Raw genomic sequence first — 16,060 nt, forward strand, 5'->3', positions numbered from 1 at the left:
CCTGCAATGGAGAAAATGATGGAATTGGCAAACAAGCAAATATATACGCAGGAACCGGGATTTTTCAAGCGCCTGAGCCTGATCGATTGGCTGTATGGCGCCGGCTTGCTGGCCGCATCCCTGTTCGGCCTGGTGCGCTTTGGCGCCTTCATGGATATCTATGAAAAAGCCATCTTGCTGGCCGCGGCGCCCACGTTCGCGTGGCTGGGCTGGTACTGGAAGCCCGTGCGCTGGCTGATCCCCGTGGCGGCCGTGTTGTCGCTGTTCGCCATCGAGCTGTACGCTGGCCACCTGGAGATGGCGAACCAGAAATTCTTCCTGAAATATATCTTGTCGAGCCAATCCGCCATCTTGTGGATGGGCACCCTGTTCGTGCTGTCGACCCTGTTCTACTGGATCGGCCTGGTGGCGCGCTCGGAATTCGGCTCGTCCGTTGGCTCCCTGCTGTGCTGGGCCGGCGTCGTGCTGGGCCTGACGGGCATGCTGGTGCGCTGGTACGAGTCTTACCTGATCGGTGCCGACGTGGGCCATATTCCCGTGTCGAACCTGTATGAAGTGTTCATCCTGTTTTCCCTGATCACGGCCATGTTTTACCTGTACTACGAACAGCATTACGCGACGCGCCAGCTGGGCGCCTTCGTCATGCTGGTCATTTCCGCGGCCGTCGTGTTCCTGATGTGGTACACGGTCACGCGCGACGCGGCCGAAATCCAGCCGCTGGTGCCGGCCCTGCAAAGCTGGTGGATGAAGATCCACGTGCCGGCCAACTTCATCGGCTACGGCACCTTCGCCCTGTCGGCCATGGTGGCGGCGGCCTACCTGCTCAAATCGAGCGGCTACCTGGTCGACCGCCTGCCATCGCTGGAAGTGCTCGACGACGTCATGTACAAGGCTATTTCCGTCGGCTTCGCTTTCTTCACGGTAGCGACCATCCTGGGCGCCTTGTGGGCGGCCGAAGCATGGGGCGGCTACTGGTCGTGGGACCCGAAAGAAACGTGGGCGCTGATCGTCTGGCTCAACTATGCAGCCTGGCTGCACATGCGCCTGATGACGGGCTTGCGCGGCCGCGTCGCCTCGTGGTGGGCGCTGGTGGGCTTGCTGGTGACGACCTTCGCGTTTTTGGGCGTGAATATGTTCCTTTCTGGATTACATTCTTACGGCAAGCTTTAATTGTTTTTTGCATGACAGAAGCGTCATGAACGGCCCGGGAAAACTGGTGTAAGGTACAAACAATCACCTTTTCCCGGAGCCGCCATGTTGATCAAGCGCAGTCCCAACGGCATTGAGTTGCCGTATTCTTCCGAAATCACGCCGCGTGCCGTGTTTGAATCGCGCCGCAGCTTCATCAAGCAAATCGCCCTGGGCTCCGTGTCCAGCGCGGCCTTGCTGGAAATGGCCAGCCGCGAAGCCTTCGCGCAAGGCACCAATCCCAAGCTGGCCGCCAAGCTCAATCCCGCCTATTCGGCGCTGGAAAAGCAGACGGCGTATAAAGACGCCACCACTTACAACAATTTCTACGAATTCGGCACGGACAAGAGCGACCCGGCGCAAAACGCGGGCACCCTGCGCACGCGGCCCTGGACCGTCAGCATCGAGGGCGAAGTCAAGAAGCCCATGACCCTGGACCTCGACGCGCTGCTGAAGCTGGCGCCGCTGGAAGAGCGCGTGTACCGCTTGCGCTGCGTGGAAGGCTGGTCGATGGTCATCCCGTGGGTCGGTTATTCCTTCTCGGAAATCATCAAGAAGGTCGAACCGACGGGCAATGCGAAGTATGTGGAATTCATCACCCTGGCCGACAAGAAGCAGATGCCAGGCGTGGGCAGCCGCGTGCTGCAGTGGCCCTACACGGAAGGCTTGCGCATCGATGAGGCGAATCATCCGCTGGCGCTGCTCACCCTGGGCATGTATGGCGAAACCTTGCCGAATCAGAATGGCGCGCCCGTGCGCATGGTGTTGCCGTGGAAATATGGTTTCAAATCCGCCAAATCCATCGTCAAGATCCGTTTCGTCAAGGAACAGCCGCGCACGTCCTGGAACCTGTCGGCGCCGTCCGAATATGGTTTTTACTCGAACGTGAATCCCAACGTCGATCATCCGCGCTGGTCGCAAGCATCCGAGCGGCGCATCGGCGAAGATGGTTTTCTCACGCGCAAGCGCAAGACCCTGATGTTCAATGGCTACAACGATGTCGCTTCCTTGTATGCGGGCATGGATCTGAAGAAGTTCTTTTAAGGAAATACCATGGCCCTCAACCCCACGAGCAAGCAGTTGTCGCTGCTGAAAAGCCTGATCTTCTTGCTGGCGCTGCTGCCGTTCGCGCGCATGGTCTGGCTGACGTACACGGGGCAACTGGTGGAGCCCCTGGAATTCATCACGCGCGGCACGGGCGACTGGACCCTGTATTTCCTGTGTATCAGCCTGGCTGTCACGCCCTTGCGGCGCCTCACGCAATGGAATTGGCTGATCAAGCTGCGGCGCATGCTGGGCCTGTTCGCCTTTTTCTACGCGGCGCTGCACTTCACCACTTTTTTATGGTTTGATCACTTTTTCGATGTGCAGGAAATGTGGAAGGATGTGCTCAAGCGTCCGTTCATCACGGTGGGTTTCATCGCTTTCGTGCTGCTGATTCCGCTGGCCGTGACGAGCACGAACGGCATGGTGAAACGCATGGGGGGCAAGCGCTGGCAGTGGCTGCACCGCTTGATCTATGTTATCGCGCCGCTGGGTATCTTGCACTTCTGGTGGATGAAGGCGGGCAAGAATAATTTCGCGCAACCGATCCTGTTCGGCAGCATCGTCGCGCTACTGCTGTTAATACGCGTGTATTTCGCCTGGGTCAAGCGAGAGAAGAGCGCCAGGGCGGCCAAGGCTGCCACCCCGGTACGCTCGGCTTAGGTTGCTGGCACGATCACCGGTGGCGGCGGCACGGGCGCCGGTTCGACCGGGCCTTTGGCTGGCGCGCCCTTGGCCGCTGGCGGCTTGGGCAGGTACAGGGGGCCGGGCTGGCCGCAGCCGGCCAGGACGCTAGAAACCACAATGGCGGTGCCGATATAAAACGCTGAGGATGACTTCACGATTAGAATCACGGTTTGATTAAGATCTTTGGAGTGTAGCATGAGCGAATCGGAATTCCTGGCCCTGGCCGAAGCCACCCTGACCCAGATCGAGGCGGCGCTGGACCGGCTGAACGATGAAGACGTGCTCGACGTCGAATGCAGCCGCAGCGGCAATGTGCTGGAAATCGAGTTCATCGATAACGGCACGAAAATCATCGTCAACAGCCAGGCCCCCATGCGCGAAATGTGGGTGGCCGCCCGTTCCGGCGGTTTCCACTACAAGCGCGTGGGCGACGAGTGGATCAACACGCGCGACAGTTCGGAACTGTTTGCGGCTTTGTCGGCCATGGCCAGCGAGCAGGCGGGTGCGGCAGTTGTATTGAAGTAAGTGTTTGAAGTGATGCATGAAAAATGGGCAGCCTTTGCGGGCTGCCCATTTTTTGTGGTCCAGTGTCGGGTAGGTCGGGTTAGGCCGCAGGCCGTAACCCGACACCACCACCGGCGCCAACGATGTTGTCGGATGACGCGCTTGCGCGCTAATCCGACCTACCCGGCCTACGTGTTTAAAATAGCTCGTTCTTCACAGCCTCTTTCGCCTTCTCTTCCTCCGGCGTGCCGCGCGCCGCGCCTTCCAGGCTGCCCACGCCCGTGCCCGGTGGATTTTCCGCATAGTAATACTCGTCGCCCACGTGGATCAGGCCTTCCGGCACGGCGCGTTCCTCGACGGGGATGCTCTTCAGGGCTTTCGCCATGTAGCTGATCCAGATCGGCAAGGCCAGGCCGCCGCCCGTTTCCCTGTTGCCCAGGTTGCGCGGCTGGTCGTAGCCGATCCAGGCGATGCCCACCAGCTTGGCCTGGTATCCGGCGAACCACGCGTCGATCGAATCATTGGTCGTGCCCGTCTTGCCGGCCAGGTCGGGACGCTTCAAGGCCATGGCCTTGTTGGCCGTGCCGAAGCGCACGACGTCGTTGAGCATGCTGTTCATCATGAAGGCGTTGCGCTCGTCGATGACCCGGTTGGCTTCCTCGCCCGCCAGGTCCGGCTTGGCTTGCGACAACACATTGCCGTCGCTATCGGTCACCTTGGCGATCAGGTACGGGTTGATCTTGTAGCCGCCATTGGCGAACACGGCATACGCGCCCGCCATCTGCAGCGGCGTCACGTTGCCCGCGCCCAGGGCCAGGGTCAGGTACGGGGGGTTCTTGTCCGCGTCAAAGCCGAAGCGCGTCGCGTATTCCTGGCCATACTTGGCGCCGATCTTGTGCAGGATGCGGATGGAAATCATGTTCTTCGATTTCATCAAGCCTTTGCGCATGGTCATCGGACCATCGTATTTGCTGTCGTAGTTCTTCGGTTCCCACGCCTGGCCGCCCGTCTGGCCCGCGTCGAACGAGATCGGCGCATCGTTGATGATGGTGGCCGGCGACAGGCCCCGCTCCAGCGAAGCGGAATAGATGAAGGGCTTGAAGGCGGAACCTGGCTGGCGCCACGCTTGCGTGACGTGGTTGAACTTGTTGCGGTTGTAATCGAATCCGCCCACCATGGCGCGAATGGCGCCATCCGTGGTGCTGGCCGAGACGAACGCCGATTGTACTTCCGGCATTTGCGTCAAGACCCAGGCATTGCCTTCTTGCATGACGCGGATCACGGCGCCGCGCTTGATGCGGCGGTTCGGCGCCGCTTTTTCCGACAGCCAGGCCGCGCCGAAGGTCAGGCCGGGGCCCGTGATCGTGATTTCCTCGCCGGCCGACGTGACTGCCTGCAGCGATTTGGGCGACGCTTGCAGCACCATGGCGGCGATGATGTCGTCGCTGTCCGGGTGGTCGGCCAGTTCCGTCTCGATCGCGTCATCCGCTTCGGCCTTGGTTTTCGGAATCTCGATATACGCTTCCGGGCCGCGGTAGCCGTGGCGTTTCTCGTAATCCATCACGCCCTTGCGCAAGGCGATGTAGGCGGCGTCCTGGTCTGCCTTGGTGATGGTGGTGTAGACATTCAGGCCGCGCGTGTAGGTGTCTTCCTTGAATTGCTCGTAGACCAGCTGGCGCGCCATTTCCGACACGTATTCCGCGTGCACGCCGAAGGCGCTGCTGTCGGTTTTCACTTTCAGCTCTTCATTCTTGGCTTCCGTGTATTGCTCTGGCGTGATGTAGCCCAGCTGCGCCATGCGCTGCAGGATGTACTGCTGGCGCATGCGCGCGCGTTTCGGATTGACGACGGGATTGTAGGCCGACGGCGCTTTCGGCAAGCCGGCCAGCATGGCCGCTTCGGCCACGGTCAGGTCCTGGATGTTCTTGCCGAAATAGATTTGCGCGGCCGAGGCGAAGCCGTAGGCGCGCTGTCCCAGATAAATCTGGTTCATATACACTTCGAGGATCTGGTCCTTGCTGAGATTTTTCTCGATCTTCCAGGCCAGCAAGACTTCATACGCCTTGCGTTTCAGGGTCTGTTCGCTGGACAGGAAGAAATTGCGCGCCACCTGCTGCGTGATGGTCGAGGCGCCTTGCTTGGCGCCGCCCGTCAGGTTGTGCAGGGCCGCGCGCGTGATGCCCAGGTAATCGACGCCGCCATGTTCATAGAAGCGGTCATCTTCGATGGCCAGCACGGCTTTCTTCATGACATCGGGAATATCCTTGATGTGCACCATGTTGCGGCGCTCCTCGCCGAATTCGCCGATCAGCACGCTGTCGGACGTGAACACGCGCAGCGGCATCTTTGGCTTGTAATCGGTCAAGGTATCGAGCGCCGGCAGGTTCGGATAGGCCATGGCCAGGCCAAAGACCACCAGCAAGACGCCGACGATGCCCAGGCCCAGCAGCGATGCCAGGGCCATCAGCAGGAAACGTTTGGGTTTGCTGCCCTTGGTGGGCGGCTTCGAGCCAGCGGGGCCAGCGGATTTTGAAGATGTCATGCGTCGTATGTCTTTCGGTTAATTATGCCGGCCAATTATAAGCGAGCTTGCCGGGGTGGCAGCGCGCTGTGGCGCTTGCCGGGGGGAGTGTCGAAACTTGCCGATACTCTATATAAGCGTGTATTGGCCCGCTGGCAACCAGGATTTGGTAACAATTATTCTGCGCCAGATCACGGCCCGGCCAGATAGGCGCCGCGCGCAGCACACTCCGGCGTGAAATCCGTTTACAAGCCAGCGCTGCCGGGACTAGGCTTTCAGATGGCAGGAACCCTTCCCACGCTGACGTTTCCCTATGAAAAACATGTCCATCAGCAATTTTCTTGGCACCAGCTTGCTGGGCGTCGACATCGCCGACGATGCCGTGCGCGTCGTCGAGTTGAGGCGCCGGCGGGGAAAGCTGTCGTGCCGGCATTGCGGCGCCGCCACGCTGGCGCCCGGCGTGATACTGGAAGGTAATGTTGAGGACATGCTGGGCCTGGCCGATGCCCTGCGCCAGGCACACCGCGACAGTGGCAGCGCCTGCACGCGGGTGGCGCTGGCCATGCCGGCCACGGCCCTGATCACGCATGCGATCCGCTTGCCCGCCGGATTGGCGGAAGAACAGCTGGAAATCCTCGTGGAACTGGAAGCGGCGCAATACATGCCGTTCGCGCTGGAAGACGCCAGCCTGGATTTTTTCATTCTCGGCCCCGCGCCGTCGCTGCCCGGCACGGCAGGCAAGGAGGTCGACGTGCTGCTGGTGGCGGCGCGGCGCGCCAGCGTGCAGCGCCGTCTCGATGCGGCCAGGGCGGCGGGCCTGCTGGCCGTCGTCATGGATAGCGAGGCGCTGGCCTTGCAGGCGGCACTCGCGCAGGGTGGCTGGCAAGCCTTGCCCGACGGTGGCGTGGCATACCAGCTGGCCTGGGGCCTGGCCTTGCACCGGTACGCCCGATGACGGTCCGGGGGCAAGTCGAGCGCATCAACCTGGTGCCGTATCGCCCTGCGGCACGGCGCAGGCGCATTCAGCTGCTGCTGGGACAACTGGCGGGCGGGGCGCTGCTGGGATTGCTATTGGCCCTGGCGACAGGCGCTTGGCAGCGGCACGAGCTCGACGCGCAGCTGCGCCGCCAAGAGGGCTGGCGCAGTGCCATGCAGCAAGTCGATGCCGTCCTTGCCACCAGCAAGCGGGTGCAGGGCGAGACGGCGGCGTTGCTGTTGCGCCAGCAGGCCATTGCCAGTTTGCAAGAGCAACGCAATGCCTGGGTGCGCATGCTGGACGCGCTGGCCCGGGCGATGCCGGCCGGCGTGGCCTTGCACAGCGTGCGCCAGGAAGCGGCGATGGTGCGTCTGCAGGGGCAGGCTGTGTCGCAGGACAAGGTCGCTGCCCTGCTGCTGGCGCTGGAACAGGCGGCGCCCTGGTCCCGGCCGGAATTGGTGGAAGTGCGACTGGAAGTGCGCGGCGCGGCCGATGGCGCCGTGGAGTGGACGGTACGGCTGGCTTTGGCACCTAGTCCTGGAGGTTGATCATGCTGAGCTTGAAGACTGCGTCGCTGTGGCCGCTACCTGCGCGCCTCGCTTGTGCTGCCCTGGCCGGTACGCTGGTGGCGGCCGTACTGCACCTTGCATGGCTGGATGGCCTGAGTGTTGCCGTGCAGGCGGCGCAAGGCGAGCAGGTCCGCTTGCGCGCAGCCTATCTGTCGGCGCAGGCCAGGGCGAAGCAGTTGCCGCAATGGCGCGCACAGCAGCGCCAGGCCGGCGCCGAACTGGCCCAGCTGGAACAGCAACTGCCCGACCAGCAGGCGATGGCGTTGCTGTTGACGCAGATTAATGCCGCAGGCCAGTCGCGCGGGCTGCAATTTTCCCTGTTCAAGCCCGGTGCGGCCCAGCCGCAAGCGCCCTATGTCGCCTTGCCGATCGCCATACAGTTGCGCGGCGGCTATCACGCCATGGGCGCGCTGCTGGCGGACCTGGCGCGCCTGCCGCGCATCGTCACGGTGCATGGGCTGGCCTTGACCCTCGGCAAGGATCGCTTGCTGACCCTCGATGCCGTGCTGCACGCGTATCGCTTGCCCGCAGCGGGGGAACGGTTGGCACAAGCGGCTTTGGCACCCAAGGCCGGCGCGCCGGTATGGCGTCCGCTTGCCGCTGTCGCGCCGCATCCCTACGCGGCCGCCGCCTTGCCCGATCCTTTCAATGCATTGCCACCAGCATCCGAGCCCGGTCAGCGGGGTGGCGTGGCGGGGCCCGACCCACGCCGTGTGCGCGAAGCGCTGGAAAGCGTGTCCTTGACGGCCATCAGCATGGTCGGCAGCGTGCAGCAGGACGGGCGTCTGAGCGCGCTGCTGCTGGCGGGCCAGCGCGTGTACCGGGTAGCGGTGGGCCAGTACCTGGGGCAAGATCACGGCGTGGTGACGGGTATCAGTGAACAGGCTGTGCAGTACCGTGAATTGCTGCGCGAGGCGGATGGTCCCTGGCGCGAGCGGCGCGGCAGCCTGGCCTTGCAGGTGGCGGGGGCGGGGCCGAAGGCCAGCGTGCCCGAGGCGGCGCCATGAGGCCGCGCGACATGCTCCTGGCCGCTTTGCTGTGTCTGCATGCCTGCGGGCTTGCCCGGGAGGCCGTGGTGCACGTGTCGGCCCCGCGCCTGTATGCGGGCGAGAAGATTTCCGTCGACTTCCAGAACGTGGGCGTGCGCGCGGCCCTGCATATCCTGGCCGATGCGTCGGGCCAAAACATCATCGCCAGTGACAGCGTGGCGGGCAATGTGACCCTGCGCCTGCGTGACTTGCCGTGGGACCAGGCGCTCGACGTGCTGCTGCAGGCCAAGGGCCTGGACATGCGGCGCAATGGCAGCGTGCTGTGGATCGCGCCGCGCGAGGAAATGCTGGCGCGCGAAAAACTGGAACTGGAACAGCGCGCGCAGATCGCGGAACTGGAGCCGTTACAGTCGGCCATCTTCCAGCTCAATTACCAGAAGGCCGAAGCGTTCCGCACCGTGTTCGGCCTGGACGCGGGGGAAGGGCGCAGCCGGCTGCTGTCGCGCCGTGGCAGCGTGCTGATCGAGCCGCGCACGAATCAGCTGTTCGTCACCGACGTGCCGGCGCGCCTGGAGCAGATCCGTCAACTGATCGCCAAGACGGATATTGCGACACGGCAGGTAATGATCGAGGCGCGCATCGTCGAGGCGAACGACAGTTTCAGCCGCAACCTGGGCGCGCGCCTGGGTTTTACGGACCAGCGCCTGGCGGCGGGCCAGTTGCCCGGTTTTTCCCTGGGCGGCAGCGGGCGCCGCGCGGCCATCGGCGGCAGCTACCAGGGCGTGGGCGAGGCGACGGGGCAAACGGTGGCAGGTAGCGGCGCCTTCGTGCCGAACACGCAATTCGTCAACTTGCCAGCCGCCAGCATCAATGGCTTGCAGCCGGCCAGCTTCGCCCTGAGCCTGTTTTCGGCGGCCGCCAATCGCTTCCTGAACCTGGAACTGTCCGCGCTGGAAGCGGATGGCAGGGGCAAGATCATTTCCAGCCCCCGCGTGGTGACGGCCGACAAGGTGCTGGCGCTGATCGAGCAAGGCATCGAACTGCCGTACCAGGTGGCCACCAGCAGCGGCGCCACGTCGATCACGTTCCGCAAGGCGAACCTGCGCCTGGAAGTGACGCCGCAGATCACGCCGGACGGCAACGTGGTGCTGGAAGTGGATGTCAACAAGGATAGCGTGGGCCAGGAAACCCGTTCCGGCTTCGCCATCGACACCAAGCACGTGCGCACGCAAGTGATGGTGGAAGACGGCGGCACGGTGGTGCTGGGCGGCATCTATCAGCAATCGGAACGGGGCACGGACAGCAAGGTGCCGCTGCTGGGCGACATCCCCGTGCTCGGTGTTTTTTTCCGCAGCACGGGCCGCAGTCAAGAAAAAACGGAACTGATGGTGTTTATTACGCCGAAAATAGTGGCAGATCGGCCAGCAACACGTTAATGTCACATCTTTACGTTTAAGTAACAATGCACACGAAAGCGGACTGATGGCGACTATGCGGAATGTATCTGGGAGCAACACTTATTGGAGTCGGGTATCGAATTGGCTGGTCTTGCTGGCGCTAGGCGCCTTGCTGGCCGCCTGTGGCGGCGGTGGCGGCGATCCGACCATCGATGGCGGCAGCAGTGGCGGCACGACGGGCGGCGTGGCCGCGACGGTCACGGTGAGCCTGTTGAACGCCGCTGGCCAGCCCAGCAATGCATTGAGCAGCACGACGCCGTTGACGGCCAAGGCGCTCGTCAACGATAAAAATGGCGTTCCAATCAGCAATGCCGTGGTCACGTTTTCGGCCGATGCCACGCTGGTATCGTTGTCGTCAACCAACGGCACGGCGCTGACCGACGCCAAGGGCTATGCCAGCATCACCGTCTCGGCCTTGAATGCGACGGTCACCGGCGCGGGCAAGCTGACGGCGACTGTCGCGGCGGGTACCGCCACGGTAAGCGGCGAGGCGAGCTATGACATCAAGGCGGTGCAGGCAGCAGGCGCAAAGATGACGCTCTCCTTGCTGAGCGGCACAACGGCCAGTAATTCCCTGACGAGTTCCACGCCATTGACGGCAAAGGCGCAACTGACTGACTTGACCGGCAAGCCCATTATCGGTGCCTTGGTGGCCTTCGCCACCGATAACGAGATGGCCGTCATGGCGCCTTCCGTAGGGACGGCTCTCACCGATGCGGCAGGGGTTGCCACTGTCACCCTACGGCCGTTTAACCTGTGGGCCAGCGGCGCGGCCACTTTGCGAGCGACGTCGACAGTTAATGGCACAGTTGCCAACAGTCAGGTCAATTATGTACTGAGCTCCATCAATTTGACATCGTCCAACCTTATAGTCTCGCCTACTCGTATTGCCGCTTACGGCACCAGCTTGGTGTCGGTCGAGGTCACTGCTGGAAACCAGTTGTACATGGGCTCAGACGCAGTCGTGAATTTTATGTCGAATTGTGCTGTTGCGGGCAAAGCTACTTTGACCAGCGGCGTACCTGTTATCAATGGCAAGGCAACGGCCGTTTATCGCGACCTCGGTTGTGGCATCTTGGATTCCGTGGTCGCCATTGTGGTGGGAACCAATACGGCGTATGTCGCCAATCTGCAGGTCGATCCGGTCATTGCCACGTCGATCCAGTTTTCGGCGGTCAGTCCGATTGGCAAGTCTCTTGTCATTAAAGGTCAGGGGGGCTTGTCTCGAACGGAAACGGCCACACTGACATTCCGTGTACTCGACACCGCCAACAGACCCTTGCAAGGTCAGGAAGTCACATTTGAGATGATTAACGGGCCGGGTATCACCTTGAATAAGCAGAAGGACACTACGGATGCCAATGGTGAGGTCGTCACCACCGTCAATTCAGGTACCACACCAACTACTTTCCGTGTCAAAGCCAGCCTGGCATCCGGAGTTTCTACCTTGTCCGACTCCATTCTTGTGACGACAGGCTTGCCTGTGCAGACTGCATTTTCGCTGAGCGTGGGTAAATCCAACGTGGAAGGCTGGTCGTACGACAGCACGGTGGAGTCTCCAGCGACAACCGTTACTGTCCTGTTGGCGGATCAGGCGGGCAATCCCGTTCCTGATGGTACGCCTGTGGTCTTCCAGAGCAACCTGGGAGCGATTGGCTCCGCGAACATGGGCGGCTGTACCACCATCAACGGTGGTTGTTTGGTAAATTTCCGCAGCCAGAATCCGCGTGTGGCGACCAACCCGCCGGCGACGCCCTGTAATGACATCAAAAATGGTGGTACGGCGGACAGTACCTGGCCGGGCCTGGCGACCGTGTGCGCCAGCACGTCGGATGGCAGCAAGACTTTGTTCGCGAAGATTGCCATATTTTTAAGCGATAGCGTCCCGGGAAGCGTCATCCTGACTAACGAGAATGGCAGTGTCGCCAGCCTGAATCGGACAGAGTATGACCTGGGTTCAAGGTCGGCGAGCCTGCCCCGCACATTCCGCCTGCTGATCAGCGATCTGCATCAGAATCCCATGCCATCCGGTAGTACGGTGACAATCACGAATGCCGTCAATGGGCAGGTTTCAGTGTTGCCGGCGAGCGTGCAAAATATCTACCCGCACAATATGCTTGGTGTCGATGACAGGGCGGGCAACAACATCAAGGGTAACCAGGGCAGCCTGCATACCGTTACAATTAACAGTATGACGCCGACCAACTGTGTAGCCGATGTAGTCAATACGTTTAATGTGACAGTGACGACGCCGCTGGGCAACGCAACCAGTTACCCGTTTAGACTGACATTCTCCTGTCCTTGACCTGCGGGGGAGCGGGGGCCGTCGAGGGCGGCACCCGTTATTTTCTGATTGATTGATATAAAAAGTGTCCGAAATTTCCAACAGTAATATCTTTCTTGTCGGCCTCATGGGCGCAGGCAAAACCACGATCGGGCGCATCCTGGCCCGCAAGCTGGGCTTGCGCTTTGTCGATTCCGACCACGAAATCGAGGCACGCACGGGAGCGACCATCCCTTGGATCTTTGAAATCGAGGGCGAGGCCAGCTTTCGCCGGCGCGAGGCCGAGGTCATCCGCGACCTGAGCGCCCAGGAAGGCATCGTCATGGCCACGGGCGGCGGGGCCATCCTCAACGCCGACAGCCGCGCCTACCTGAAGGAGCGGGGCACGGTCGTCTACCTGCGCGCCAGCGTCAGCAACATCCTCGCGCGCACCAGCCACGACAAGAACCGTCCCCTGCTGCAGACGGCGGACCCGCGCGGCAAGCTGGAAGAATTGACGTCGCAGCGCGAGCCCCATTACATGGAAGTGGCCGACATTGTGATCGACACGGGCCGTCCTAACGTACAATCGATGGTCCAGACCATCCTGATGCAGCTGGCCAGCCTCGAATGCGAGGCCTCGCCCAACTGCGTCATTCATGCAGAGCCTTCGATGAACGAGCAATCCAAAATGTTGTTGAGCGTAGACCTCGACGAACGCAGTTATCCGATCGCCATCGGTCCTGGCCTCCTGGCCGACGCCGACGCGCTGCTGCGCCATATCAGCGGCCACAAGGTGGCCATCGTCACCAACACCACCGTCGCGCCGCTGTACCTGGGCCGCCTGCAGGCGGCGCTGGCCAGCGATGGCCGCGAAGTGATCAGCATCGTCCTGCCGGACGGCGAAGAATATAAAAACTGGGCCAGCCTGATGCAGATCTTCGACGCGCTGCTGGCCAACAAATGCGACCGCAAGACCACTCTCGTGGCGCTGGGCGGCGGCGTGATCGGCGACCTGACCGGCTATGCGGCGGCCAGCTACATGCGCGGCATCGGCTTCGTGCAGGTGCCCACCACCCTGCTGGCGCAGGTCGATTCCTCCGTTGGCGGCAAGACGGGCATCAACCACCCGCTGGGCAAGAACATGATCGGCGCCTTCTATCAGCCGCGCGCCGTGATCGCCGACACCTCGACCCTGGAAACCCTGCCGGCGCGCGAGCTGTCGGCCGGCCTGGCCGAAGTGATCAAGCATGGCGCCATCATCGATGCGGCGTTTTTCGACTGGATCGAGGCGAACATGGCCAAGCTGATGGCGCGCGACAAAGGCGCCCTGGCGTATGCGATCGCCCGCTCGTGCGAAATCAAGGCCGACGTGGTGCGCCAGGATGAGCGCGAAGGCGGCTTGCGCGCCATCCTGAATTTCGGCCACACCTTCGGCCACGCCATCGAGGCGGGTCTCGGCTACGGCCACTGGCTGCACGGCGAAGCCGTCGGCTGCGGCATGGTGATGGCGGCCGACCTGTCCTGCCGCATGGGCTATATCGACCAGGCGGCCGTGGAGCGCGTGCGCAAGCTCGTCGCCGCCGCCGGCCTGCCGATCAAGGCGCCGGACCTCGGTGTCGAGCGCTGGCTGGAACTGATGGAAGTGGACAAGAAGAATGAGGGCGGCGCCATCAAGTTCATCTTGCTCAAACCCTTGGGCAGCCCGAACATCACGTCCGCGCCGCACGAACTGGTGCTGGCCACCCTGGCCGCCGGAGTGCAATAACATGCTGCCAGAAGACTTCCTTGCTCCCTACGCAGCTCACTCGGCACAGGGGCAGGGACGTCGCTTTGCCGAGGCGCCGCACGCCTCGCGCAGCCAGTTCCAGCGCGACCGCGACCGCATCATCCACTCCTCGGCCTTCCGCCGCCTCGAATACAAGACGCAGGTTTTCCTCAACCACGAGGGAGACCTGTTCCGCACGCGTCTGACGCACAGCCTGGAAGTAGCGCAGGTCGGCCGCTCCATCGCGCGCAACCTGCGCCTCAATGAAGACCTGGTGGAAGCCATCGCGCTCGCGCATGACCTGGGCCACACGCCGTTCGGCCACGTGGGCCAGGACGTGCTCAATGAATGCATGCAGGAGCATGGCGGCTTCGAGCACAACCTGCAAAGCCTGCGCGTGGTCGACACCCTGGAAGAGCACTACGGCGCCTTCGACGGTTTGAACCTGATGTTCGAGACGCGCGAAGGCATATTGAAACACTGCTCCCTGGCGCATGCGCGCGAACTGGGACCCGTGGCGCAGCGCTTCATCGACCGCACGCAACCGACCCTGGAAGCACAGCTGACCAACCTGGCCGATGAAATCGCCTACAACAGCCACGATATCGACGATGGCCTGCGTTCCGGCCTGATCACCATCGACCAGCTGGAAGAGGTGGAATTCTTCGGCCGCCTGTGGCGCGAGGTGCAGCAGGCGTTTCCCGGCCTGTCGGGCCGGCGCGCCATCTATGAAACCCTGCGCCGCCTGATCACGGCGCTGGCCGACGATCTGATCGTCACGTCGAATGCCCTGATTGGTGACGCCGCTCCCCGCGACATCAGCGAAGTGCGCGCCAGTCCCCCGTTGATCCGTTTTTCGGATGCCATGCGCCGTGATGCGACGGAGCTGAAACGCTTTTTAAGGGCGAACCTGTACCGCCACTACCAGGTCAACCGCATGCGCGTCAAAGCGAGCCGCATCGTGCGCGAACTGTACGACAGCTTCATGGCCGAACCGGCCCTGCTGCCGCCCGACTATCAACTCAGGGATGGCGACGTCACGCAGCAGGCGCGCAAGATCGCCGACTACATCGCCGGCATGACGGACCGCTACGCGATCCGCGAGCACCGCAGGTTGTATTCTCTGGATGAGTTGTAGGTCGGGTTAGCCGGAACGGCGTAACCCGACACCACCACCATCCCTGCCAACAAGGTTGTCGGATTACGCGCTTGCGCGCCTCGGCGGCCCCGCTAATCCGACCTACTCCGCATTTTCGGTCCTGTCAATCGGCATGATCATCTAGGCTCCCGCACTATCACCCCAATATCCCCGCAGCGCCTTCTTTTCTATCATGGCAGCAAGTCAACAAGGGCTTGCCGCCCATAGTCAAGGAGAGTGCCATGATTGAATCGCGCCGCAGTTTCTTGCGCGCCTTGCCAGCCGTAACCATCGGAGCGGCCATCGCGCCGCTGCCCAGCAAGGCGGCCACCAAGGGCGAAGGCGGACAGCGCTGGGCGATGGTGGTCGATGTGCAGAAGTGCATCGGCTGCCAGGCTTGCACGGTCTCCTGCATCATGGAAAACGCCGTGCCGGAAAATAGCTTCCGCACCGTCGTCTCGACCTATGAAGTCAAGGAAGAGAACCGTTGCGGCACCTACATGCTGCCGCGCCTGTGCAACCATTGCGCCAATCCCCCCTGCATTCCCGTCTGTCCCGTGGGCGCCACCTTCCAGCGCAAGGACGGCGTCGTCGTCGTCGACGGCGACCGCTGCGTGGGCTGCGCCTACTGCGTGCAGGCCTGCCCGTACGACGCGCGCTTCATCAACCACGAGACGGGCAAGGCCGACAAATGCACGTTCTGCGCGCACCGGGTCGACGAAGGCTTGCTGCCGGCCTGCGTGGAAACCTGCGTGGGCGGCGCGCGCATCTTCGGCGACCTCAATGATCCGGAGAGCCTGGTGCACCAGCTGCTCACCGAGAACAAGGTGAAGGTGCTGAAACCCGAGCAGGGCACCCAGCCCCACGTGTTCTACCTGGGACTGGATACGCGCTTCGCCGGCCACGTCGAGGGCGAAGCGACTCTTTGGCAACCGAGCAAACACGGGAAATAAACC

At 62.3% G+C, this 16,060-nt stretch carries 13 protein-coding genes and 1 pseudogene; 12 read left to right on the top strand and 2 right to left on the bottom strand.

Annotation, left to right across the window (positions count from 1 at the left end; all coding sequences use genetic code 11):
* The first annotated feature begins 18 nt into the window (after positions 1 to 18).
* From ccsB to LSO07_RS03240, 3 genes are all read left to right on the top strand, one after another.
* Entirely contained in the window at positions 19 to 1,170 is a 1,152-nt protein-coding gene (ccsB, locus tag LSO07_RS03230; protein ID WP_034778299.1) for a c-type cytochrome biogenesis protein CcsB, read from the top strand.
* An 84-nt stretch (positions 1,171 to 1,254) separates the two neighbouring features.
* Positions 1,255 to 2,232 (top strand): protein-methionine-sulfoxide reductase catalytic subunit MsrP, encoded by a 978-nt coding sequence (gene msrP, locus LSO07_RS03235; RefSeq protein WP_151092255.1) that lies wholly within the window; start codon positions 1,255 to 1,257, stop codon positions 2,230 to 2,232.
* 9 nt (positions 2,233 to 2,241) lie between these two features.
* Positions 2,242 to 2,895, top strand: coding sequence for a sulfite oxidase heme-binding subunit YedZ (locus LSO07_RS03240; RefSeq protein ID WP_151092257.1), 654 nt, complete (start codon positions 2,242 to 2,244; stop codon positions 2,893 to 2,895).
* On the opposite strand, the gene lptM is transcribed toward LSO07_RS03240, so the two are convergent.
* Positions 2,892 to 3,074 carry an LPS translocon maturation chaperone LptM gene (gene lptM, locus LSO07_RS03245; protein ID WP_034778304.1) on the bottom strand — a complete coding sequence of 61 codons (183 nt, stop codon included), beginning with the start codon at positions 3,072 to 3,074 and terminating at the stop codon, positions 2,892 to 2,894. The two genes, LSO07_RS03240 and lptM, sit on opposite strands and share 4 nt — an antisense overlap.
* A gap of 40 nt (positions 3,075 to 3,114) precedes the next feature.
* Between lptM and cyaY the strand changes: the two genes are divergently transcribed.
* Positions 3,115 to 3,444: an iron donor protein CyaY gene (gene cyaY / locus LSO07_RS03250; RefSeq protein ID WP_034778305.1), complete on the top strand. Its 330-nt coding sequence runs from the start codon at positions 3,115 to 3,117 to the stop codon at positions 3,442 to 3,444.
* A gap of 175 nt (positions 3,445 to 3,619) precedes the next feature.
* On the opposite strand, the gene LSO07_RS03255 is transcribed toward cyaY, so the two are convergent.
* A complete protein-coding gene (locus LSO07_RS03255; RefSeq protein WP_046681678.1) occupies positions 3,620 to 5,965 on the bottom strand; it encodes a penicillin-binding protein 1A in 2,346 nt (781 codons plus the stop codon).
* Between the two features lie 301 nt (positions 5,966 to 6,266).
* Here LSO07_RS03255 and pilM point away from each other — a divergent pair, with 301 nt between their 5' ends.
* The 8 genes and pseudogenes from pilM to dsrO all read left to right on the top strand — a co-directional run bounded on the left by pilM (position 6,267) and on the right by dsrO (position 16,057).
* The gene (gene pilM, locus LSO07_RS03260) at positions 6,267 to 6,899 is read left to right on the top strand and encodes a pilus assembly protein PilM (protein ID WP_191909569.1); all 633 of its coding nucleotides are present in this window, start codon (positions 6,267 to 6,269) and stop codon (positions 6,897 to 6,899) included.
* On the top strand, positions 6,896 to 7,468 hold the full coding sequence (locus LSO07_RS03265; protein WP_151092261.1) for a PilN domain-containing protein: 573 nt from the start codon (positions 6,896 to 6,898) through the stop codon (positions 7,466 to 7,468). Before pilM ends, LSO07_RS03265 begins: the two co-directional genes overlap by 4 nt.
* 2 nt (positions 7,469 to 7,470) lie before the next feature.
* The gene (locus LSO07_RS03270; RefSeq protein WP_151092263.1) at positions 7,471 to 8,496 is read left to right on the top strand and encodes a pilus assembly protein PilP; all 1,026 of its coding nucleotides are present in this window, start codon (positions 7,471 to 7,473) and stop codon (positions 8,494 to 8,496) included.
* A gap of 92 nt (positions 8,497 to 8,588) precedes the next feature.
* A pseudogene (locus LSO07_RS03275) lies at positions 8,589 to 9,914 on the top strand (type IV pilus secretin PilQ); the annotation flags it as partial.
* A 46-nt stretch (positions 9,915 to 9,960) separates the two neighbouring features.
* Positions 9,961 to 12,240 (top strand): Ig-like domain-containing protein, encoded by a 2,280-nt coding sequence (locus tag LSO07_RS03280; protein WP_151092265.1) that lies wholly within the window; start codon positions 9,961 to 9,963, stop codon positions 12,238 to 12,240.
* 106 nt (positions 12,241 to 12,346) lie between these two features.
* On the top strand, positions 12,347 to 13,966 hold the full coding sequence (gene aroKB / locus LSO07_RS03285; protein WP_034778314.1) for a bifunctional shikimate kinase/3-dehydroquinate synthase AroKB: 1,620 nt from the start codon (positions 12,347 to 12,349) through the stop codon (positions 13,964 to 13,966).
* Between the two features lies 1 nt (position 13,967).
* Positions 13,968 to 15,104: a deoxyguanosinetriphosphate triphosphohydrolase gene (locus LSO07_RS03290; RefSeq protein ID WP_151092267.1), complete on the top strand. Its 1,137-nt coding sequence runs from the start codon at positions 13,968 to 13,970 to the stop codon at positions 15,102 to 15,104.
* Positions 15,105 to 15,346: 242 nt separating this feature from the next.
* A complete protein-coding gene (gene dsrO / locus LSO07_RS03295) occupies positions 15,347 to 16,057 on the top strand; it encodes a sulfate reduction electron transfer complex DsrMKJOP subunit DsrO (protein WP_051991383.1) in 711 nt (236 codons plus the stop codon).
* Positions 16,058 to 16,060 lie beyond the last annotated feature (3 nt).

It is taken from the genome of Janthinobacterium sp. PLB04, assembly GCF_021165895.1.
GTDB lineage: Bacteria > Pseudomonadota > Gammaproteobacteria > Burkholderiales > Burkholderiaceae_D > Janthinobacterium > Janthinobacterium lividum.

What these genes read in the sequence shown, in the direction of transcription:
- LSO07_RS03265 (WP_151092261.1), top strand. Translation starts at nt 6,896, where the DNA reads ATGACGGTCCGGGGGCAAGTCGAGCGCATCAACCTGGTGCCGTATCGC.
- LSO07_RS03280 (WP_151092265.1), top strand. Translation starts at nt 9,961, where the DNA reads ATGGCGACTATGCGGAATGTATCTGGGAGCAACACTTATTGGAGTCGG.
- LSO07_RS03240 (WP_151092257.1), top strand. Translation starts at nt 2,242, where the DNA reads ATGGCCCTCAACCCCACGAGCAAGCAGTTGTCGCTGCTGAAAAGCCTG.
- aroKB (WP_034778314.1), top strand. Translation starts at nt 12,347, where the DNA reads ATGGGCGCAGGCAAAACCACGATCGGGCGCATCCTGGCCCGCAAGCTG.
- pilM (WP_191909569.1), top strand. Translation starts at nt 6,267, where the DNA reads ATGTCCATCAGCAATTTTCTTGGCACCAGCTTGCTGGGCGTCGACATC.
- LSO07_RS03270 (WP_151092263.1), top strand. Translation starts at nt 7,471, where the DNA reads ATGCTGAGCTTGAAGACTGCGTCGCTGTGGCCGCTACCTGCGCGCCTC.
- cyaY (WP_034778305.1), top strand. Translation starts at nt 3,115, where the DNA reads ATGAGCGAATCGGAATTCCTGGCCCTGGCCGAAGCCACCCTGACCCAG.
- msrP (WP_151092255.1), top strand. Translation starts at nt 1,255, where the DNA reads ATGTTGATCAAGCGCAGTCCCAACGGCATTGAGTTGCCGTATTCTTCC.
- LSO07_RS03255 (WP_046681678.1), bottom strand. Translation starts at nt 5,965, where the DNA reads ATGACATCTTCAAAATCCGCTGGCCCCGCTGGCTCGAAGCCGCCCACC.
- LSO07_RS03290 (WP_151092267.1), top strand. Translation starts at nt 13,968, where the DNA reads ATGCTGCCAGAAGACTTCCTTGCTCCCTACGCAGCTCACTCGGCACAG.
- dsrO (WP_051991383.1), top strand. Translation starts at nt 15,347, where the DNA reads ATGATTGAATCGCGCCGCAGTTTCTTGCGCGCCTTGCCAGCCGTAACC.
- ccsB (WP_034778299.1), top strand. Translation starts at nt 19, where the DNA reads ATGGAATTGGCAAACAAGCAAATATATACGCAGGAACCGGGATTTTTC.